This window comes from Pseudoclavibacter terrae (assembly GCF_008831075.1).
Lineage (GTDB): Bacteria > Actinomycetota > Actinomycetes > Actinomycetales > Microbacteriaceae > Pseudoclavibacter > Pseudoclavibacter terrae.
Genome location: NZ_WBJX01000004.1, coordinates 57,127 through 78,361 on the forward strand (window position 1 = coordinate 57,127; position 21,235 = coordinate 78,361).

The 21,235-nt window shown below is 69.2% G+C and carries 16 protein-coding genes; 8 read left to right on the forward strand and 8 right to left on the reverse strand.

What is annotated here, in order from left to right; all coding sequences use genetic code 11:
• The first annotated feature begins 60 nt into the window (after positions 1-60).
• The gene (locus tag F8O03_RS12090; protein ID WP_151424087.1) at positions 61-711 is read left to right on the forward strand and encodes a Maf family protein; all 651 of its coding nucleotides are present in this window, start codon (positions 61-63) and stop codon (positions 709-711) included.
• A 165-nt stretch (positions 712-876) separates the two neighbouring features.
• Positions 877-2,937 (forward strand): glucose PTS transporter subunit IIA, encoded by a 2,061-nt coding sequence (locus F8O03_RS12095; RefSeq protein WP_151424088.1) that lies wholly within the window; start codon positions 877-879, stop codon positions 2,935-2,937.
• A gap of 36 nt (positions 2,938-2,973) precedes the next feature.
• On the opposite strand, the gene F8O03_RS12100 is transcribed toward F8O03_RS12095, so the two are convergent.
• Positions 2,974-3,903, reverse strand: coding sequence for a glycosyltransferase family protein (locus F8O03_RS12100; protein WP_151424089.1), 930 nt, complete (start codon positions 3,901-3,903; stop codon positions 2,974-2,976).
• 113 nt (positions 3,904-4,016) lie between these two features.
• Positions 4,017-4,577, reverse strand: a complete 561-nt coding sequence (locus tag F8O03_RS12105; protein WP_151424090.1) for an SDR family oxidoreductase — start codon at positions 4,575-4,577, stop codon at positions 4,017-4,019.
• Positions 4,578-4,684: 107 nt separating this feature from the next.
• On the opposite strand from F8O03_RS12105, the gene F8O03_RS12110 reads away from it, so the two are divergent.
• Positions 4,685-5,173, forward strand: a complete 489-nt coding sequence (locus tag F8O03_RS12110) for a MarR family winged helix-turn-helix transcriptional regulator (RefSeq protein ID WP_151424091.1) — start codon at positions 4,685-4,687, stop codon at positions 5,171-5,173.
• Positions 5,174-5,179: 6 nt separating this feature from the next.
• Here F8O03_RS12110 and F8O03_RS12115 read toward each other — a convergent pair whose 3' ends face one another.
• Entirely contained in the window at positions 5,180-5,734 is a 555-nt protein-coding gene (locus F8O03_RS12115) for a TetR/AcrR family transcriptional regulator (protein WP_167516563.1), read from the reverse strand.
• A 116-nt stretch (positions 5,735-5,850) separates the two neighbouring features.
• Here F8O03_RS12115 and F8O03_RS12120 point away from each other — a divergent pair, with 116 nt between their 5' ends.
• Positions 5,851-6,912 carry an SDR family NAD(P)-dependent oxidoreductase gene (locus F8O03_RS12120; protein ID WP_151424093.1) on the forward strand — a complete coding sequence of 354 codons (1,062 nt, stop codon included), beginning with the start codon at positions 5,851-5,853 and terminating at the stop codon, positions 6,910-6,912.
• 278 nt (positions 6,913-7,190) lie between these two features.
• On the opposite strand, the gene F8O03_RS12125 is transcribed toward F8O03_RS12120, so the two are convergent.
• Positions 7,191-9,263 (reverse strand): ABC transporter ATP-binding protein, encoded by a 2,073-nt coding sequence (locus F8O03_RS12125; protein WP_151424094.1) that lies wholly within the window; start codon positions 9,261-9,263, stop codon positions 7,191-7,193.
• Positions 9,260-10,993, reverse strand: coding sequence for an ABC transporter ATP-binding protein (locus tag F8O03_RS12130; protein WP_151424095.1), 1,734 nt, complete (start codon positions 10,991-10,993; stop codon positions 9,260-9,262). The genes F8O03_RS12125 and F8O03_RS12130 overlap by 4 nt, the downstream gene beginning before the upstream one ends.
• Before the next feature lie 363 nt (positions 10,994-11,356).
• On the opposite strand from F8O03_RS12130, the gene F8O03_RS12135 reads away from it, so the two are divergent.
• Both F8O03_RS12135 and F8O03_RS12140 read left to right on the forward strand, forming a co-directional pair.
• The gene (locus F8O03_RS12135) at positions 11,357-13,141 is read left to right on the forward strand and encodes an ATP-binding protein (protein WP_151424096.1); all 1,785 of its coding nucleotides are present in this window, start codon (positions 11,357-11,359) and stop codon (positions 13,139-13,141) included.
• Positions 13,142-13,270: 129 nt separating this feature from the next.
• Positions 13,271-14,035 (forward strand): sulfite exporter TauE/SafE family protein, encoded by a 765-nt coding sequence (locus F8O03_RS12140; RefSeq protein ID WP_151424374.1) that lies wholly within the window; start codon positions 13,271-13,273, stop codon positions 14,033-14,035.
• A gap of 89 nt (positions 14,036-14,124) precedes the next feature.
• Here F8O03_RS12140 and F8O03_RS12145 read toward each other — a convergent pair whose 3' ends face one another.
• Complete coding sequence (locus F8O03_RS12145; protein ID WP_104252218.1) at positions 14,125-15,573, reverse strand: NAD(P)H-quinone dehydrogenase; 1,449 nt, start codon at positions 15,571-15,573, stop codon at positions 14,125-14,127.
• Between the two features lie 128 nt (positions 15,574-15,701).
• On the opposite strand from F8O03_RS12145, the gene F8O03_RS12150 reads away from it, so the two are divergent.
• Positions 15,702-16,532: a purine-nucleoside phosphorylase gene (locus F8O03_RS12150; protein ID WP_104252217.1), complete on the forward strand. Its 831-nt coding sequence runs from the start codon at positions 15,702-15,704 to the stop codon at positions 16,530-16,532.
• Positions 16,532-18,253 (forward strand): phospho-sugar mutase, encoded by a 1,722-nt coding sequence (locus tag F8O03_RS12155; RefSeq protein ID WP_151424097.1) that lies wholly within the window; start codon positions 16,532-16,534, stop codon positions 18,251-18,253. Before F8O03_RS12150 ends, F8O03_RS12155 begins: the two co-directional genes overlap by 1 nt.
• Positions 18,254-18,976: 723 nt before the next feature.
• Here the strand turns inward: F8O03_RS12155 and F8O03_RS12160 are convergent.
• Together F8O03_RS12160 and F8O03_RS12165 are read right to left on the reverse strand one after the other, a co-directional pair.
• Entirely contained in the window at positions 18,977-19,525 is a 549-nt protein-coding gene (locus F8O03_RS12160; protein ID WP_151424098.1) for a methylated-DNA--[protein]-cysteine S-methyltransferase, read from the reverse strand.
• The gene (locus F8O03_RS12165; protein WP_151424099.1) at positions 19,522-21,222 is read right to left on the reverse strand and encodes a DNA-3-methyladenine glycosylase 2 family protein; all 1,701 of its coding nucleotides are present in this window, start codon (positions 21,220-21,222) and stop codon (positions 19,522-19,524) included. The genes F8O03_RS12160 and F8O03_RS12165 overlap by 4 nt, the downstream gene beginning before the upstream one ends.
• Positions 21,223-21,235: the final 13 nt, after the last annotated feature.

Below are 21,235 nucleotides of genomic sequence, written 5' to 3' on the forward strand. Positions count from 1 at the left end.
AGAGCTGTCTCGCGTGCTCTCCACCGCCGCGTCGTCCCACAGCCCCGGTACCCTCGCCTCATGCGCCTGTACCTCGCCTCGACGTCGCCCGCCCGTCTCATGCTGCTCCGCCAGGCGGGCATCGAGCCCGTCGTCATCCCGTCGAGCGTGGACGAGGACGCCGTGATCGAGGCCCGCCTCGCTGAGGGTCCTCTCGAGCCGAGCGACTACGTGCAGCTGCTCGCTCGGGCCAAGGCGCTTGCGGTCGCGGATGCGCCAGACCCGTCGACGGGAGAACCCATCGACGGGCTGGTGCTCGGCGGCGACTCGATGTTCGAGATCGACGGCCGGATGCTCGGCAAGCCCCACGAGCCGCAGGTGGCCCGCGAGCGCTGGCTCGCGCAGCGAGGACAGACGGGCACGCTGTGGTCCGGGCACTGGCTCGTCGACCGCCGTGGCGGTTCGAGCGCGTCCGGGGACGGGGTCGGCAGCACCGCGAGCGCGAGCGTGACGTTCGCCGGCGACCTCGACGACGCCGAGATCGACGCCTACGTCGCCTCGGGCGAGCCGTTGCACGTGGCCGGCGCCTTCACGATCGACTCGCTCGGGGCGCCGTTCATCGACCGCATCGAGGGCGACCCGTCGACGGTTGTTGGACTCTCGCTGCCCGCGCTCCGACGGCTCGTGCGCGGGTTCGGCGTCGAGTGGCCGGAGCTCTGGAACCGGGCCTGACCCTCCGCGACCCACGGGCTCGCGGCATGCCCCGAGCAAGCGGTTTCGCGCATTCGGACACAAAATGAGCACAGACGCTCCTCGCGTCTAGCGGATGTCGGAGGCCGGGCGTAACGTCGCGCTCGAGTCGTCAACGGTGACGTCTCACAGGGGAGGGGTCCTGCCATGTCCGCACCATCATCAGGAGCTTCTGGGCCAGCCCAGGAGATCGTCGACCAGCTCGGTGGGGCCGGGAACATCGACAACCTCACACATTGCGCCACCCGGCTGCGATTCCAGTTGCGCGACGCCTCCGGCATCGACCAGGCGGCCGTCGAAGCGATTCCCGGCGTCATGGGGGTCGTGCCCCAGTCTGGCGACCGGTACCAGGTCGTCATCGGCGGCGGCGTTCAGAACGTCTACAACGACATCCAGGCGCTGCCCTCCATGTCGGGAGGCGGCGCGCCCGCCGATCCGGAGGACGCGGCCTCCATCAAGGCGGCGGCGAGAGCGAAGGGTCCCCGCGGCAGGTTCGCCTGGCTCGACAGCGTCTTCGAGTTCCTGTCCGACTCGTTCCGGCCCATCCTCGGGGCGCTGCTCGGCGCATCCCTGTTCATCACATTCATGGCCCTCATGAGCACGCTCGGCGTCATTCCCAACTGGGCCGACCCTCGCACGGATCTGCCGCCGTCCTGGCGCTTCCTCAACCTGTGCTGGCAGGCGGTGTTCGTCTTCCTCCCCCTCTACATCGCCTACAACGCGTCGAAGCGGGTCGGGGCCGACCCGTGGATCGGGTTCGCCATCATGGGCGTCGTCATGCTGCCCGGCTTCACGGGGCTCGCCGATGGCATCGACCCGATCGAGGTGTTCGGCTCCGAGGTGTCGGTCGTGCCGATCTTCGGACTGCCGCTCACGGTCTTCGACTACAGCTCGCAGGTGTTCCCGCCGCTGCTCATGGCCGCGCTGCTCGGGCCCCTGTACAAAGGCTTGAAGAAGCTCATCCCCGAAGACCTGCACCTCATCTTCGTGCCGTTCCTGAGCATGCTGATCATGATCCCGCTCACTGCATTCCTCATCGGCCCGATCGGCGTCTACACGGGAGCCGGGCTCGCGAACCTGCTGCGGGCGATCAACGACTTCTCGCCGCTCATCTTCGCCATCGTCATCCCGCTCGCCTACCCGTTCATGGTGCCGCTCGGCCTGCACTGGCCGATCAACGCGATCATGCTCCTCAACATCCAGACGCTCGGCTACGACTACATCCAAGGCCCCATGGGTGCATGGAACTTCGCGTGCTTCGGCGCGACCGCCGGCGTGCTGTACCTGTCGATCCGCGAGAAGGATGCGCAGATGCGGCAGACCTCCACGGGCGCTCTCGCGGCTGGCCTCCTCGGCGGCATCTCGGAGCCGTCGCTGTACGGCATCCATCTGCGCTTCAAGCGCATCTACGGGCGGATGCTCGTCGGCTGCCTCGTGGGCGGCGTCATCATCGGCATCGGCGGCGGCGTCAAGACGAGCGCCTTCGTCTTCACCTCGCTCCTCACGATCCCCGCCTTCGATAACATCCCGCTGTACGCCACCGCGGTCGGCGCGGCGTTCTTCGTGGCGATGTTCCTCGTCATCTTCTCCGGGTACCGCAGCCCCGAGCAGCAGGCCGCCTTCGAGGCGGCCCGCGTGCCCGTGGCCGATCTGGAGGCCGCAAAGAAGGGCGAGAGCACGGACGATGTCATCGCGGCAGCCGGCTCCCGCGAGGCCGAGGCGCAGCCGCGCACCATCGAGGTGCTCTCTCCGCTGGACGGCGAGATCGTGGCACTCTCCGAGGTTCCAGACGCCGTCTTCAGCCAGGGCATCATGGGCCCGGGCGCCGCCATCAAGCCGAGCGGGAACGTCGTCTACGCGCCCGGAACCGGCACGGTCGCCGTCGCGCAGCCGACCGGCCACGCCTTCGGACTCCAGCTCGACAACGGCCTGGAGGTGCTCATCCACGTGGGCATCGACACGGTCGAACTCGATGGCAAGGGCTTCGACGTCAAGGTCAAGGCGGGTGACAAGGTGACGCCGGAGACCGTGCTCGTCGAGTTCGACCGCGGCATCGTGGAGGCGGCCGGCTTCTCGCTCGTCACGCCGATCATCGTGCTGAACGCGGCCGCGTTCGCGTCGGTCGAGGCCGTTGGCCTCGGGGGCGGGAAGGTCGGCACCCCGATCCTCGAGGCGGTGACGAAAGTGACCGCGCCGAGTGAGGCGTAGCCGGAACCGCTGGTCTCGACCACGGAACGGCGCGCGTCACCCCCGGGCGGCCAGGATCTCCCTCGCTGAGATGAGCAGCGTCAGCGCCCGCGCGTCGAACGAGTGGAACTCGGCGACCGTGCGCGCGGTCGCCAGTCGCTCCGCGGGAGTCGGCCATCCGGTCGCCCCTTCCGCGAGGAGAGCACGGAGCTCGTCGACGGAGGAGTAGGTGCGCACGGAGCCGCCGAACTCGACGGGGAACCCACCGGTGATCTCGTCGGAGACGACGGCGGCGCCGGCGGCGACCGCGTCGAACAGGCGGTTGGAGACGAAGCCGTGCTGCGCCATATCGTCCCAGTGATCGTTGAGCACGACGCGCGCGCCGCGGTACGCACCGGGCGCCGCGGCGTTGTCGAGGTACTCGGATCTGATGTGGCGTGCGTCGATGAACTGCTCCCACAGGTCGCCGTACACCTCGAGGTCGGCGCCAGCGGCGATGGAGTCTCGCACGATGGGCCGGAAGACGTTGCGCGAGCGCCCGACGAACAGCACTCCGGACTCGAGGTCGCCGGGCTGAGGCTCTGGCGTGAACCGCTCAGCGTTGGTGGCCTGGAGCAGCGGCCGGATCTCGCGGTCCGCGCGCGACATGACGGCGGCCCACGGCACGCTCGCGGCGAGGCGCAGGTCGAAGGGCAGGTCGAGCTCCTCCTCGCTCACCCAGTCCGGGTGGCTGATGATCCAGAGGATATTGACGGCTCCGTCGACGAGTTCGGGGCGGTGGAACCCGCGGAGGTGCAGAGCAACATCGTCCTGCACGCTCGGGTCAGGCCGGTTGCGCGTCCCCCAGCGGTCGACGTACACGGTCTGCCCGAGGCGGCGCAGGGCGGCCGCGAGGTCGTCCGCGTAGAACACGTCCCCCCAGACGTCACCTTCCGGGGAGTCTGGAGCCGGCACTTTGATGGCCCACGTCAGCGGGGGTTCGTCCATGGTCGCTCCGACGGCACGCCTGGCGCGGGACAGCAGAGCACGAAGGAGGTTCTCGGCGCGGGGGGACACCGGGTCAGCTTAACCGTCGGAGACGGTGTCGGCCCGATCCTCGGTCATCGCGGCGCGACGACGGATGCGCCTCGGATGAGCTCCTCGAGGTCGCGGACGTGGACAGCCGGAACGGGGAGGTTCGACCGTTCCGCGGCGAGGCGGATGCGCTGCTCGATATCGGCGTTCTCCGCGAGCTGGTCGGCGGCCCCCGACTCGGCTGCGACCTCGCGGACGAGGATGAGCTGCGCATCGGCCGGCCAGCGGTCGGCGCGTTCGTCGACGCGCGCTGCGTCGCTGGCGCCAGCCACCCGGAGCTTGCCGAGAAGGCGCTCCGCCACCTGCTCGGCGGTCCCCTGACCGAGCTCGCCGAGCAGCACCCCGAAGTGCGTGACCTCCCCGATGTTCAACTCGATGCTCTCGCGCAGCTCCGCGAGCGCCTGCGGGGTGGTCGCGGTGAGCTCGACGGGCATGATCGCGTCGGCGTAGTCGTCGACGAGCAGCGCGAAGGGCGCGACGTCGCGGCCCACGATGGCAACCGTGCTGCCCCCGCGCAGGAGGGCATCGGCGAGGCGTCGGTCGGCCCCGTTCTCGCCGCCGGCGATGCACCAGGTCTCATTGCTCATGATCGACTCCGTTCTCTGCGGCGCGCTCGCTTGGCACCTGCACCCCGAACTATACTTAGCTAGATCCTCACTATTAGAGTGATGCTCGGCAATCTCAGGAGGTTCCCATGGAGGCAGACGCTGCACGCGACGAGCTGCTCGCGCAGCTGAACGACGTCCGAGCCGAACTCACCCGTGGCCTTTCTGCCCGACACATGGCCCCCTTCCTCGAGCTCGACATCACGGCGCAGCAGCTGAAGACCGTCTTCCTCGTCACAACCGGCACCGTCACGACGATCTCCCAGGCCGCCGAGCACCTGGGCGTCGCCGTCCCCACAGCCTCCGCGAGCATCGACAAGCTCGTCGAGCACGGGCTCCTGACCCGGACCGAGGGCAAACCCGACCGGCGTATCAGGCACCTCGCCCCGACGCGGAAGGCCATTCGACTGCACGAGCGCTTCCTGGGACTCCGGACCGACACCGACGAGTTCGCCGCGCACTTGAGCGACGACGAGCTGCGTGGACTGGTGCTCGGCTTCCAGGGCATCCGCCGCGTGCTCCGCCAGCTGTCGGACGGAGCCGACGCGGCAGACGGAGCCGACGCGACCGGCGCCTGACCTCGCTCAGGGCGCGAACGACCGCCAGAACAGCTCGAGGGACCTGCGAGCAACGGCCTCGCGCTCCCCGCGGGGCGTGCGAGGCAGCACCCCGGCGAGCATCGAGAGCAGCAGGAGCACGTCCTCAGCACTGATGTCGCTCCCGACTCGGCCAGCCGAGCGCTCCCGCGGGAGGGCGATGTCGAGCACCGCGAGCATGCGTTCGCGCACCGTCGAGCCGTGTGCATCACCGACGTCTGTCAGCGTGAGCTGGATGAGCCCGACCGACACGAGCATCTGCTGGACGATGAGGTCGAGGAGATCCGCGAGGCCGGAGCTCGGCGACTGCATGAGCTCCTCCAGCTCGACGATGGCGTCGCCGAAGACCGCGAGCGCCAGTGCGCCCCGCGTGGGAAAGTGCCGGTAGAGACTCCCCTGGCCGACGCCTGCCAGCTTCGCGACGGCACTGAGCGGCGCCTCGACTCCCCCCTCGGCGAAGACGACGCGCGCGGCCTCGATGAGGGCGCGGCGATTCTCGGGCCCCGCGCTTGGTCCTCGATTGGCTTTCGCTGGAGTCGACACCGGGATAGCATAATCCGGACAGTGTTGTCCGGTTCGTTCGATCCGGCGCTGTCGCCGCCTATCTCGAGGCTCCAGCGAGCGGCGAGGGGCGGCCCGAGCAGAAAGCTGGCATCCAGATGACCTCGAGCGCACACCCCCTGACCGCCGACAACACCATCGGCGAATGGCTCACCGACCCGACAGGCGGCGTGGTGATCCGCGAGATCCTCGCCCAGGGCGGGCAGGACGCCTCCTCCCTCGCCCCCGTCGCTGGCGTACCGCTCTCACAGCTGGTCGAGCTCAGCCAGGGCAAGTTCCCGCAGGAGATGGTGGATGCGATGATCGCGCGCGTCAACAGCGGCGAGGTCACCCCCGCCTCCCCCGGCGACTTCGGCCCCGTCGCCGACCTCGACGCACCGCCCGCTCCCCGCGCCGCCGCCTGGGTCGAGGCGGTGACCGGGGGACGCTTCGCCGGCAAGACCATCATCGTCACGGGCGCAGGCTCCGGCATCGGCAAGGCCACGGCATCGCGCATCGCGCGCGAGGGCGGGCGGGTCATCGCGGTCGACGTCTCGTCCGAGCGCCTCACCGCTCTCGTCACCGAGCACGAGGGTGCCGACATCGTCACCCTCACGGCCGACATCACCGACGACGCGGGCGTCGCCCAGATCGTCGAGGCAGCAGGGACGCAGGTCGACGGCCTCGCGAACATCGCCGGCATCATGGACAACATGACCCCCGTCGGCGAGGTCAGCGACGAGATCTGGAACCGCGTCTTCGCTGTCAACGTGACCGGCACGATGAAGCTCATGCGCGCCGTGATCCCGGCGATGCTCGCCGTCGGCAAGGGCGCGATCGTCAACGTCGCCTCCGAGGCGGCCCTCCGCGGGTCGGCAGCTGGCGCCGCCTACACCGCGTCGAAGCACGCCGTCGCCGGCCTCACGAAGTCGAGCGCGTTCATGTACGGCCCGAGCGGACTCCGCATCAACGCCGTCGCCCCAGGCGGCGTCGCCACCAACATCGAGGCGCGCTTCGACTCCGAGCTCGGCGCGAAGCGCGTGCAGCAGGGCATGGCGATCATGCCGACGCCGACGAATGGGACGGCGCTCGCCGCATCCATCACCTTCCTGCTGAGCGACGACGGCGTCAACGTCAACGGCGTCATCCTCCCCTCGGACGGCGGCTGGTCTGCCGCGTAGGCCCCGGCGCCACCCGGAGTGCCCGCCGCACGCACGGCGGGCACTCCTCCGCACGTAGGCTTCCCGCATGAGCAAACCCGTCACGCGCACGCGCAAGTTCTTCTGGATCGGCCTCGTCGTGATCGCACTGGTCTTCATCGGCTCCGGCGTCTACGAGATGCTCGCCTGACCGCATCCGTCGCCCCACCCCCTGAACGCAGTTTCGGGATGGGCTTCTCGCTTCGGGATGGGAAAGAACCCATCCCGAAGCGCGGAACCCATCCCGAAACGGTGGAGGACTACGAGGTGAGCTGGCTCTGCTCCGCGTCCAGGTCGCTGACGGCCTGCTCGAACTGCGAGTTGTAGAGCCTCGCGTACGCGCCACCCTGCTTCACGAGCTCATCGTGCGTCCCCTGCTCGACGATGGAGCCGTGCTCCATGACGAGGATCAGGTCGGCGTCGCGGATCGTCGAGAGGCGGTGCGCGATGACGAAGCTCGTGCGCCCCTGGCGCAGCGCAGCCATGGCCTGCTGCAGGAGCAGCTCCGTGCGGGTGTCGACCGAGCTCGTCGCCTCATCGAGGATGAGGACCTGCGGGTCGGAGACGAACGCGCGCGCGATCGTGATGAGCTGGCGCTCACCGGCGGAGACGTTCGACGCGTCCTCGTCGAGCACGGTGTCATACCCCTCGGGGAGGGAGTGCACGAAGCGGTCGACGTAGCAGGCGGTCGCGGCTGCGAGGACCTCCTCGTCGGTCGCGTCCTGACGTCCGTAGCGGATGTTCTCGCGGATCGACCCGGCGAACAGCCACGGGTCCTGCAGCACCATGCCGGTGCGGCTGCGGACATCTTCTCGCCGCAGCTCGGCGATGTCCTGCCCATCGAGCAGGATGCGCCCGCCGTCGAGCTCGTAGAACCGCATGATGAGGTTCACGAGCGTCGACTTGCCAGCACCCGTCGGTCCGACGATCGCGACCGTCTGCCCCGGCTCGACCGAGAAGTTGAGGTTCTCGATGAGCTTCTGCTCGGGGGTGTACGAGAAGGTGACGTCGTCGAAGACGATCTCCCCCGCGCCGTTCGCCGGCTCGGGGGCGTCCTTCGAATCGGGCTCCTGCTCCTCCTCGTCGAGCAGCTCGAACACGCGCTCGGCCGAGGCCGTTCCCGACTGCAGCACGGCGGCCATGCCACCGAGCTCCGCGAGGGGCTGCGTGAACTGCTGCGAGTACTGGATGAACGCCTGCACGTCGCCGAGGCGGAGGTTGCCGCTCGCGACCATGAGGCCACCGAGCACCGCGATGCCCACGTAGGAGAGGTTGCCGATGAACATCATCGCGGGCATCATGACGCCAGCCCAGAACTGCGCCTTGAAGGCGGCCTGGAAGAGCTGCTCGTTGTCGACCTGGAACTGCTCCTGCGCATCCTTCTCGCGCCCGAAGACGCGGACGAGCGCGTGGCCGGAGAAGGACTCCTCGACGCGTGCGTTGAGGCGCCCAGTCTTCTTCCACTGCTCGGCGAAGTTCTTCTGCGACTTCGGCCCGATGACGCCGAAGATGACCCCCATGAGGGGCAGCGTGACCAGCGCGACGAGCGCGAGCTGCCAGGAGATGGAGAACATCATGACGAGCACGCCCACGACCGTCAGCACGCTCGTGACGACCTGCGACAGCGACTGCTGCATGGTCTGCGTGATGTTGTCGATGTCGTTCGTGACGCGGCTCAGCAGCTCACCGCGCTGCACGCGGTCGAAGTAGCTCAGCGGCAGCGAGTTGATCTTGCGCTCGACGTCTTCGCGCAGCTTGTACATCGCCTTCATCATGATGATGTTGATGACGTAGCCCTGCAGCCACATGAGCAGCGCCGAGAAGACGTACAGCGCGAGCACGGAGAGCAGCACCATGCCGAGTCGCTCGAAGTTCACGCCCTCGCCAGGGGTGATGTCCATGGCCGCGACCATGTCGGCGAACTGCGTCTGGCCGGAGTCGCGAAGCCCCGCGACGACCTGCTCCTTGGACGCTCCCGAAGGCAGCTGGCTGGAGACGACGCCCTCGAAGATGAGGTTCGTCGCCTCACCCAGCACGCGGGGGGCGATGACTGAGAGCACGACGCCGACCGCCCCGAGGAACGACACGATGATGAGCGCGGCCCGGTACGGGCGGAGCCTGCCGAGCAGCCTGCCGAAGCTCTGCCCGAAGTTCTTCGCCTTGCCGGGAGCCACGCTGTCCCAGTCCCCGGACGACTGGCGAGCCTGTTCGGCGAGCTCGAGTTCGAGCTGCTCCTCCTCCGTCAGCACCTTCTCGACGACCTCCTTTGGCTTGCGTCCGCGTCCGCGCGATGCCTTCGCATCCTGCTTCTGGTTCTCTGCGTCACGGCTCATGACTGTGCCTCCACTGCAAGCTGGGAATCCACGATCTCCTTGTACGTCGTGCAGCTCTCGAGCAGCTCGTCGTGTGTTCCGAGACCGACCATGTGACCGTCATCGAGGACGACGATGCGGTCGGCCTCGACGATGGTCGAGATGCGCTGGGCGACCACGATCTTGGTGACGCCCGGCAGCTGCTCCCAGAGGGCGCGGCGCAGCCTGGCGTCGGTCGTGAGGTCGAGCGCCGAGAACGAGTCATCGAAGACGAACACCTTCGGCTCGTGCACGATGGCTCGCGCGATGGCGAGTCGCTGCCGCTGCCCACCCGAGACGTTCGTGCCGCCCTGGGCGATGCGCGATTCGAGCTGCTTGTCCTTCTCCTGCACGAACGCGGTCGCCTGCGCGATGTCGAGCGCCTTCCAGAGCTCGTCGTCCGTTGCAGCCTCGCGACCGTAGCGGAGGTTGGACGCGATCGTGCCGGTGAAGAGGAACGGACGCTGCGGAACGAGGCCGATGCCGTCCCAGAGGAGCTCCGCATCCGCCTGGCGCACGTCGACCCCATTGACTTTGACGGTGCCACCCGTCGCATCGAACAGGCGCGGGATGAGCGACACGAGGGTCGTCTTGCCCGCACCCGTCGAGCCGACGACGGCGACGGTCTCCCCGGGGGCCGCACGGAACGAGATGCCGGTGAGGACAGGCTCGTCGGCGCCCGGGTACGTGAACTCGACGTCGTCGAACTCGATGACTCCTGGCTCTGGGAAGTCGGTGACCGGGTTGGCCGGCATGATGAGCGTCGACTCGGTGGCGAGCACCTCGGAGATGCGGTCGGCGCTCACCGCGGCGCGCGGGATCATGATCGTCATGAAGCTGGCCATGAGCACGCCCATGAGGATCTGCATGACGTAGGCCATGAACGCGAAGAGCGTGCCGATCTCGACCGTGCCCTGGTCGACCTGGATGCCGCCGAACCAGATGACGCCGACCACGGTGATGTTCAGGACGAGCATGGCGAGCGGGAAGAGCGTGACGAAGAGGTCGCCGACGCGCTTGCCGAGCAGGAAGAGGTCGTTGTTCGCGACCTCGAAGCGCTGCTCCTCGATGGGCTCGCGCACGAACGCGCGCACGACGCGCACGCCCGTGAGCTGCTCGCGCAGGATGCGGTTGATGTTGTCGAGCTTCACCTGGAACTGGCGGAACAGCGGCACCATGCGGCTGATGATGATGCCGACCAGCAGGAGCAGCACGGGTGCCGCGACGCCGATGATCCAGGACAGGCCCACGTCCTGCTGCAGGGCCATGATGATGCCGCCGATCGCGAGCATCGGGGCGGAGACCAGCATGGTGGAGGCCATCATGGCGAGCATCTGCACCTGCTGCACGTCGTTCGTGTTGCGCGTGATGAGCGAGCCCGCGCCGAAGCGCGAGACCTCGCGCTCGGAGAAGCTGCTGACTCGGGCGAACACGTCGGCGCGGATGTCGCGGCCGAGCGCCATGGCCGCGCGGGCTGCGAAGACCGTCGCGATGATCGAGCAGGTGATCTGGCCGAGCGAGATCGCCAGCATGACCGCGCCGGTCGACCAGATGTAGTCGGTGTCGGCGTTGGCGACGCCCTTGTCGATGATGTCGGCGTTGAGTCGCGGAAGATACAGCGACGCGAGCGCTTGGAGGAACTGGAAGACCAGCACGCCCGCGAGGAGCGGCCAGTACTTCCGTAGGTAACGGGCGAGGAGCTTACCGAGCATCGATTCTCCGGAACGACGAGGCCTCTTCGACGGCGCATCCGCTAACGTGGTGGATGCGCGTCACCGAAGACGCGGAGTGGACGGCAGTGTGGGCGGGCCCGGAGCGGACCTGGCACGAATGACCATTGCTGGCTAGGTGCCTGGCTGGGCAAAAAACCGCAGCCCTGTAGCTAAGCACGAGGTGACATCACCTGCAATCGGCTTCCCACCCCATGGGAATGTGCGGCGACGCCAATGTCGCCCAACTGACAGCACCTCGGCGTGGTGAGAACCTCCAACCGCGCGCATCTGACAACCTTCTCCGGATAAGTTTGTCGAATCGAGCCAAATCCGGCCGCCCCGACCTCAATAGGCTTAGGAACCATGTCGCGAATCTCGAAGCTCCTCATCGCCAACCGTGGCGAAATCGCCGTACGCATCGCACGGGCTGCTCGAGACGCGGGTATCACCTCCGTCGCCGTGTACGCAGACCAGGACCGCGACGCACCGCACGTTCGCCTCGCCGACGAGGCCTACGCGCTGCGCGGCGCCACCAGCGCCGAGACGTACCTCGTGATCGACAAGCTCCTCTCCATCGCGCGCCGCTCCGGTGCTGACGCCGTGCACCCCGGCTACGGCTTCCTGGCCGAGAACGCCGACTTCGCTCGCGCCGTCATCGGCCAGGGCCTCACCTGGATCGGCCCCTCCCCGGAGGCCATCGAGGCGCTCGGCGACAAGGTCACCGCCCGCCACGTCGCCGAGAAGGTCGGCGCACCGCTCGCCCCAGGGACGCTCAACCCCGTCGAGGGTCCGGACGAGGTGCTCGCCTTCATCGACACGCACGGTCTGCCCGTCGCCATCAAGGCCGCGTTCGGCGGCGGCGGACGCGGACTCAAGGTCGCCCGTGAGCGCGAGGAGGTCGCCGAGCTCTTCGAGTCGGCGACGCGCGAGGCGATCACGGCGTTCGGCCGCGGCGAGTGCTTCGTCGAGAAGTACCTCGACAAGCCGCGCCACGTCGAGACGCAGTGCCTCGCCGACGCCCACGGCAACGTGGTCGTCGTCTCGACCCGCGACTGCTCGCTGCAGCGCAGGCACCAGAAGCTCGTCGAAGAGGCACCGGCCCCCTTCATCACCGCCGAGCAGGAGGCAGAGATGCGTCGCGCGTCGAAGGCCATCCTCAAGGAGGTCGGCTACGTGGGCGCGGGCACCTGCGAGTTCCTGCTGGCCGCAGACGGCACCGTCGCGTTCCTCGAGGTCAACACGCGACTCCAGGTCGAGCACCCCGTCTCCGAAGAGGTCACCGGCATCGACCTCGTGCGCGAGCAGTTCCGCATCGCACAGGGCGAGGCGCTCGGCTACGACGACCCCCAGGTGAGCGGTCACTCCTTCGAGTTCCGCATCAACGGCGAGGACCCGGGCCGCGGCTTCTTCCCAGCCCCTGGAACGATCACGACCTTCCGGGTGCCCGGCGGCCCCGGCGTCCGCGTGGACTCCGGTGTCCGAGAGGGCGACGTCGTCTCCGGCGCCTTCGACTCGCTGCTCGCGAAGCTCATCGTCACGGGCGCCACGCGCGAGGAGGCGCTCGAGCGCTCCCGTCGTGCCCTCGAGGACTTCGAGCTCAACGGCATGCCGACGGTGCTCCCCTTCCACCGCTCGGTGGTGCGCGACCCCGCGTTCACGGCCGAGAACGGCGAGTTCGGCGTGTACACGAGCTGGATCGAGACCGAGTACAACAACACCATCGAGCCGTGGGGCGGTGAGGCCGGTGACGTCAACGAGCCCATCGCTCGGCGCAACGTGGTCGTCGAGGTCAACGACAAGCGCCTCGAGGTGTCCCTGCCCGAGCGCCTGCTTGCGGTGACCGGCGCAGGCCACGGCGGAGCGGGCCGCACCATGGCCGGCCACGCCCCGAAGCGTCGCACCCACACCAACGTCGAGACGCATTCGAGCGGAGACATCACCGCCCCCATGCAGGCGACGATCGTGAAGTTCGCCGTCGAGGAGGGCCAGAAGGTCGTCAAGGGCGACCTGCTCGTCGTCCTCGAGGCCATGAAGATGGAGCAGCCCATCCAGGCTCCGCGTGACGGCGTCGTCGCGGCCATCACCGGCGCTGCGGGCGAGACGGTCTCGAGCGGCACGAAGCTGCTCGAGCTCGCCGACGCCGAGTAGCCTCGACTGGTGCTCGATGCTCCTCTCCTGACCTCCGCGCTGCTCTCGTCACCCCTCGACGCATCTGTCGTCGCGGCTGACCCGAGCTGGCTCGAGTCGTTCACCGGCCTCGAGGGCTTCAACGGCTGGCTGCTGGCGCTCGTCATCGCCGGCGGCTTCGCCGCCGGCTGGGTGGATGCGGTCGTCGGGGGCGGCGGACTCATCCAGCTCACGATGCTCCTCACCCTGCCCGGCGTCACGCCCGTGCAGGCGCTCGCGACCAACAAGCTCGGCAGCATCGCCGGTACGACCACCAGCTCGATCACGTACTTCCGGCGCGTGAAGCCCGACCTGCGCACCGCGCTGCCCATGGCGGCGATCGCGCTCTTCGGCGCCTACGGCGGCGCGATCCTCGCCTCCAGCATCCCCGCCGCCGCCTTCAAGCCCATCATCGCCGTCGCGATCCTCGGCATCGGCATCTTCACGGCATTCAAGCCGAGCGTCGGGCAACTCGACAAGCTCAAGTACGAGGGCCGCAAGCACCACGTCGTCGCGGGACTCATCGGCTTCGCGATCGGCGTCTACGACGGCGTGCTCGGACCAGGCACCGGATCGTTCCTCGTCATCGCCCTCGTGTCGCTGCTCGGCTACTCGTTCCTGCAGGCCAGCGCGAAGGCGAAGATCGTGAACCTCGGCACGAACCTCGGCGCGCTGCTCTTCTTCGCACCACAGGGGTACGTGCTGTGGGGTCTCGGCGCCATCCTGGCGGTCTCGAACGTCGCCGGCGGCTACCTCGGCGCGCGCACCGCCATCCGCGGCGGCAGCAAGCTCATCCGCTGGGTGTTCCTCATCGTCGTCGGCGTGCTGTTCATCAAGCTCGCGTTCGACATCTGGAACGAGTACGTCGGCGCGTAGCTCGAGCAGCGCAGAGCAGCGCAGACGGCAGATGCTCAGGGCCGACACGCGAGCCAGGCCCCGAGCATCCGGTCAGCTGCTGTCAGCCGCTAGCTCTTCGTCTGCTCCGAGTACGGAACGTGCATGGCGTGCGCCGCATCCGAGATGCTGCTCGCGAGCGACGGGTAGACGGCCCACGCGCGCGCGACCTGATCGACCGTGAGGCGCTGCTCGATCGCGATCGACAATGGCAGCACGAGCTCCGAGGCGCGCGGCGCGACGATGACCCCGCCGATGACGGTACCGAGGTCGTTGCCCGCGATGAGCTTCACGAAGCCGTCGCGCACACCCTGCATCTTCGCGCGCGGGTTCTCACTCAGCGGCAGCTTGTAGACGCGCCCCTCGCGGGTGCCGTCCTCGATCGAGCGCTGCTGCCACCCGACCGTGGCGATCTCCGGGTAGGTGAAGATGTTCGATGCCACGTTGCGGAGGTTGATGGGACGAACCTCATCGCCGAGTGCGTGGAACACCGCCGTGCGCCCCTGCGTGGAGGCGACGGATGCGAGCGGGAAGAACTCCGTGCAGTCACCCGCCGCGTAGATGTTCGGCACGGAAGTGCGGGCGACGCGGTTGACGCGGATGTGGCCGGAGGGCGTGACCTCGACGCCGGCGCCCTCCAGGCCGATGCCAGAAGTGTTCGGGATGGATCCGACCGCGATGAGGCAGTGCGAGCCACGCACCTCGCGCCCGTCGTCGAGCGTCGCCACGACCTCGTCGCCGTCGCGGACGACGGTCGCCGCGCGGGACTTCGACAGGACCGTCATGCCGCCCCGCTTGAAGACGTCCTCGATCACGTCGGCCGCATCCGCGTCCTCATTGGGAAGCACGCGGTCGCGGCTCGAGACGAGCGTGACCTTCGCGCCCAGCGCCGAGTATGCGGAGGCGAACTCCGCGCCCGTGACACCGGATCCGACGACGATGAGATGGCTCGGCATCTCCTTGAGGTTGTAGAGCTGCGTCCACGTGAGGATGCGCTCGCCGTCCGGCTTGCACGAGTCGAGCGTGCGCGGGCGAGCACCGACCGAGATCACGGCGGAGTCGAACTCGATGCGATCGAAGTCCTGCCCGCCGGAACCCGTACCAACCGTGACCGCCGAGTTGCCGTCGAGCTTGCCCTCACCCTGGATGACGTTGACGCCCGCCGCCTCGAGGGTGCGCTGCATGTCATCCGACTGGTTCTGCGCAAGACGCAGCAGACGCTTGTTGAGCTTCGAGAGGTTCACCGCCACCTCGGGCTTCAGCGGCTTGCCGCTGTCGCCCTTCGCGAAGAACTGCACGCCCAGCTCCCCGGACTCGCGGATCGCCGTCGCGGCCTCCGCACTCGCGATGAGGGTCTTCGACGGAACGACGTCGGTGAGGACTGCGGAGCCGCCGACGCCGACGCGCTCGACGAGAGTGACTTCCGCGCCGAGGCGGGCTGCCGACAGTGCGGCTTCGTACCCGCCTGGCCCCCCGCCGACGACGACGATGCGGTGCTTGCGATCAAAGGGCGTGGCCATGAGCCCATTCTGCTCCTCCCGCATGAACCCGCCAAACCGGGCCGGTATCCGGGCCATTTCCGGTCGCCCGCGGAGTTCATCAGCCCACGCTCCCCGTTCGCCGCGCCACGGTCGCTACGCTGGTGAGCATGTCAACGCACGAAGCAACCTCGATCGACGACCCAGCCACCTCACCCTTCGAGTTCGCGCAGGCAGCTGCCGCGGTCATCGCCGAGAAGACGGGTGTCGAACGCCACGACATCGCGCTCACCCTCGGCAGCGGGTGGGGCCAGACCGCCGATCTGCTCGGCGAGACGATCGCGACCATCCCGGCCGACGAGGTGCCCGGCTTCGCGAAGTCGGACATCCCCGGTCACTCCGGGACCCTCCGCTCCATCCGCCTCGCGAACGGCAAGCACGCGCTGGTCATCGCCGCGCGCACCCACTACTACGAAGGCAAGGGCGTGCGCCGGGTCGTGCACTCCGTGCGCACCGCCGCCGCCGCCGGTGCCTCCGTCATGATCCTCACGAACGGCGCAGGCGGCGTGCGGCCCGAGTGGGGCCCCGGCACGCCCGTGCTGATCTCGGACCACATCAACCTCACGGCCGACTCGCCGCTCGAGGGCGCGACGTTCATCGACCTCACCGACCTGTACTCGGCACGCCTCCGCGAGCTGGCGCTCACGGTGCGCGAGCTCGACGAGGGCGTCTACGTGCAGTTCCGCGGCCCGCACTACGAGACGCCCGCCGAGGTCAAGATGGCGCGCACGATCGGCGGCGACATCGTCGGCATGTCGACCGCGCTCGAGGCGATCGCCGCACGCGAGGCAGGCATGGAGGTCCTCGGCATGTCGCTCATCACGAACCCAGCAGCCGGCGTCTCGCCGAACCCGCTCAGCCACACCGAGGTGCTCGAGGCGGGCAAGGCGGCAGAAGCCGACCTCGCCGAGCTGCTCTCGCAGATTGTCGTGAAGCTCTGATGAGCGGCCTCGCCCGCCAGCTCCAGGTCGCCCTGCGACACAACGCCGTCGCCTGGCTCGCCCAGGACCCAGACGAGCTCACGCGCGCCGAACTGCAGGAGCTCATCCACGCCGCGGGCGACGTCTCGCCCGAGCTCACCGTCATCGAAGACACCGACACGAGCGAGCGAGCGCGCGCCTGGCGCGAGCTGCACGACCGGTTCTCGGCACGTCTCGCCTTCGGGACCGCGGGCCTCCGCGGCAGGCTCGGAGCCGGACCCAACCGCATGAACCGCGTGCTCGTCGCCCAGGCCGCGCGTGGCTTCGCCGACTTCCTGCTCTCGCGCGAGGAGTCGCCGTCGATCGTGGTCGGCTACGACGCCAGAAACAACTCGAAGCGGTTCGCCGAGGACACCGCCGAGATCATGCAGGCCGCAGGGGTGGCCGCGACGATCCTGCCGCGGCAGCTGCCGACCCCCGTGCTGGCCTTCGCGGTCCGCCGACTCGGCGCATCCGCCGGCGTCATGGTCACCGCGTCGCACAACCCGAAATGGGACAACGGCTACAAGGTCTACCTCGGCGGCGCCGATGACGGCTCGCAGATCGTCGCGCCCGTCGACGCCGAGATCGCGGCGGCCATCGGGGCCGTCGCGGCCGGCACGACCGTGCCCGAGATCCCACGCTCGACCGACTACGCGACGGCCGACGAGTCGATCGTCAGCGAGTACGTGTCCGCGACGGCTTCGCTGCTGCGCGGAACACCGAGCGACGTCCGCTTCGTCTACACGCCCCTGCACGGCGTCGGATGGGAGACCTTCCGCGCCGTCATCGCCGAGCTCGGCGTCGCCGAGCCCGTGGTCGTCGCGCAGCAGGTCGAGCCGGACGGGGCCTTCCCCACGCTCGACTTCCCGAACCCCGAAGAGCCGGGCGCCCTCGACCTCGCCTACGAGACGGCGGATGCGGCCGGCATCGACCTCGTCATCGCCCACGACCCCGACGCCGACCGACTCGCGGTCGCCGTGAAGGACGCAGCCGGATGGCGCCGATTCGGCGGCAACGACATCGGCAAGATCCTCGGCTGGCGCGCCGCCGAGCAGGCGAAAGCGGACGGCGTGCACGGCACGCTCGCGACCTCCGTCGTCTCCGCACCGGCGCTCGGACGCATCGCGCACGAATACGGGCTCGACTACGCCGAGACGCCGACAGGATTCAAGTGGATCTCGCGCGCCCCGAACATCCTCTACGGCTACGAGGAGGCCCTCGGCTACCTCGTCAACCCCGAGACGGTGCACGACAAGGACGGCATCTCCGCGTCCGTGGCGATCCTCGAGCTCATCATGGGGCTGCAGGCCGAGGGGCGCACGCTCATCGACCACGACGACGCGTTCGCCGAGCGGTTCGGCACGTTCGTGTCGACGCAGGTATCGGTGCGCTTCGACGACATCACCGAGATCCCGCGCGTCATGGCCGTGCTGCGCGGCAACACCCCCACCGAGGTCGGCGGTGTCGAGGTGCTCGAGACCGGCGACCTCTCGGGCGACGAGGTGCCCATCGACCTGCTCCGCTACCAGCTCGCTGACGGCACCCGCGTCATGGTGCGCCCGTCCGGCACCGAGCCCAAGATCAAGGTCTATGTCGACGCGTCGAGCGAAGACGGCTCGCCCGCAGAACGAGCGGCCGACGCCGAAGCGAAGGCAGCGCGCGCCGGCGAAGCACTCCGCGTGACCCTCACCACCGCGTAGGCACCGCACCGCGCGTCCTCGGAGCCCCTCGGGTTGGAGATCTCTCCATCCCGAGGGGCTCTTGTCGTTCTCCCGCTGCGTCGTCTCCCCTGGCCCGCGCCGCCCTCTGTCGTTCCCGCGCTGTCGCCCCGCATCCGCCTCGCATCCGCCCCACATCCGCCCCACATCCGCCTCGTGATGGGAACCTCGCAGTCTTGCGGGAACATTCCCCAAACGAGGCGAGGTTCCCATCCCGAAACTGCGAGCGTGGCCCGAGGCGACGTTCCCTCCCGACGCGACCCTCCCGGCCCGACCCTCCCGGCCCGACAACATCGTCTCGGGATGGGTTCCACCCTTCGAGATGGGTTGCAACCCATCCGCGTGCGCGAAACCCATCCCGAGTAGGCCCCGATCAGAGTGCGGTCACGCACATCCACGCTCGCACCACCCAACCCAGACTTCGGGATGGGAACCTCGCAGTCTTGCGGGAAACTTCCCACAACGAAGCGAGGTTCCCATCCCGAAACCGCGCGCGTGGCCCGTCGCGACCCTCCCGGCCCGCCCCGACCCTCCCGGCCCGACAACGTCGTTTCGGGATGGGTTCCACGCTTCGAGATGGGTTGCAACCCATCCGCGTGCGCGAAACCCATCCCGAAGCTGGCGAGGTGAGCTACAGGTCGGCCAGAGCTCCGTGTCCAACCGTGGCGAGCACGGGCGAACGCCGTCGCGCGTGGATACGGCGTGTCAGGCTGCGTGGGCGAGTTCGCGCTGCAGCAGCGAGCGCTTCACGTCGACGCCCCACGCGAAACCGCCGAGGGTGCCGTCCGAGCGCAGGACCCGGTGACACGGCACGAACAGCGCCGGGGCGTTGCTCGCGCAGATGCTCGCGGCGGCCCGCACGGCCGTCGGACGGCCGAGGGCTGTCGCGAACTCCGTGTAGGTGAGCGGATGCCCGGCTGCGATGTCGCGCAGGCCCCGCCACCCCTGCATCCTGAACTCCGCGCCGAACTGGGCGACGGGAACGTCGTCGATGGCATCGAGCTCGCCGTCGTAGTAGGCACTGACGGCGTCGGATGCTGCCAGGCGTCCGCGGGTGAGGACCATCGGCCTGGCTCTCGGCGTGATGCGGGCGACGACGAGCTGCTCGTCGTCGCTCCACCCGGATGAGAGGACCGCGCCGTCGCTCTCGCGGGCGACGATCGTGAACGGGCCGTCCGGGGTGCCGAACGTCTCGATGACGGCCCGCTGCTCGACCGCTGCTGCCGGCGTGCCTGGGGTCTGGTGTGTGCTCATGCTGGGTTCTCCGTGCTGTGAGGTGCGGACCGGCGTGCCACGGCCGCAGACGGCTGCGTGGCGGGCCCTGTCCTGGTGGTCTTGTCGGCAACCGCCCGCGCCCTGGGTGGCGTCGCTCCCCAGAGGTGCAGCGAGAGGTAGCTTCGCCATGGCCTGAACTGGTCCGCGAACGCGACGAGGGCCTTCGGCTCTGATGGCAGGCCGAGGGCCTTGGCCCCGCTGCGCAGGGCCACGTCACCGGTGAGCAGCACGTCCGGGTTGCCGAGCACGCGCATGCTCACGTAGCCGGCGGTCCAGTCTCCGATGCCTCGGAACGCGGTCAGCGCCGAGTGCTGCTCAGCGACATCATCGCCGTGCGAAAGACGCAGCTGGCCGCTGGCGATCGCCTCCGCGACGCTCGTGATCGTCGCCGAGCGAGCGCGGGGGCCAGCAAACGACTCGTCGCCGAGCTCTGCGATGGCGGAGGCGCTCGGGAAGAGCCGAGTGATGCGACGGCCCGGACCCGGCTCAAGAGCGGCGTCGACGCCAGCGACGGCGGTGCCCGCCGTGTCCACCTCGTCCGGCCGGGGAGGGTCGCCGTGTGCCGCGAGCCCGACGCCGGCGCGCGCCGTCAGTCGGCCGAGGGCCGTGCGGGCCGCTGAGACGGTGATCTGCTGTCCGATGATCGCGCGGAACAGCATCTCGTCGGGGTCCACCGCCCCGGGGAGGCGCCTGCCGGGGCGAAGACGCACGCGCTCGGCGATCTCCGGATGCACGGAGAGGGCCGCGTCGATCGCCGTCGGGTCAGCATCCAGGTCGAAGAGCCGGCGGACGCGGGTGACGAGCGTCTGCAGGTCGCTGAGATCGGTGAGCTGGGCCCGGAGGCGCAAAGACGAGGGTTGTGCGCCACCCGCGTCCACGCTGAACCAGGCTGGGCCGCCCGGCAGCAGGAGGCTGCGCTCGTAGCTGTTCCCCGTCGCGACCTCCACGCCGTCGATGGCGCGCTCCCCCAGCCAGGTGAAGACCCCGGCGGCGTCGTACGGCTCGCGGTAGGCGAGAGCGAGGGTCAGCGGGACCCCACCGGCCCCGAGGACAGGGCGCTCGCCGTCGACACCGGGGCTCGCAGCCCGCGCTCTGGCCGATCGGCCACGCGTCGCGTCGCGCACCTGCGTGGGCGTCAGCTGGAAGACCTCCTGGACGGTCTCGTTGAACTGCCGGACGCTGGAGAACCCCGCCGCGAACGCCACATCGGCGAAGGGCAGGTCCGTGGCTCCGAGGAGGGTCGCGGCCGTTCGGGCGCGTTGCGCGCGGGCGAGCGCCAGCGGGCCCGCGCCGAGCTCCGCCGCGAGGACGCGTCCGAGGTGCCGAGAGGAGTAGCCGAGCCTCGCGGCCAGACCCGGGACGCCCTCGCGTTCGACCACCCCGTCGGCGATCAGTCGCATGGCGCGGCCGGCGACGTCTCCTCGGAGGTTCCAGGCGGGGTCGCCGGGCGCCGCATCCGGCAGGCAGCGCTTGCAGGCCCGGTAGCCCGCCTCGTGCGCCGCTGCACTGGTCGTGTAGAACGTGACGTTCTCGCGGTTCGGTGTGCGCGCGGGGCAGCTCGGTCGGCAGTAGATCCCGGTCGAGCCGACGGCCGTGATGAACTGGCCGTCGAAGCGGCGGTCCTTGGCGAGGATCGCTCGGTACCGGTCGTCTCCGGTCAGGTCGGTGCTTGCCATGCGACGAGTCTGG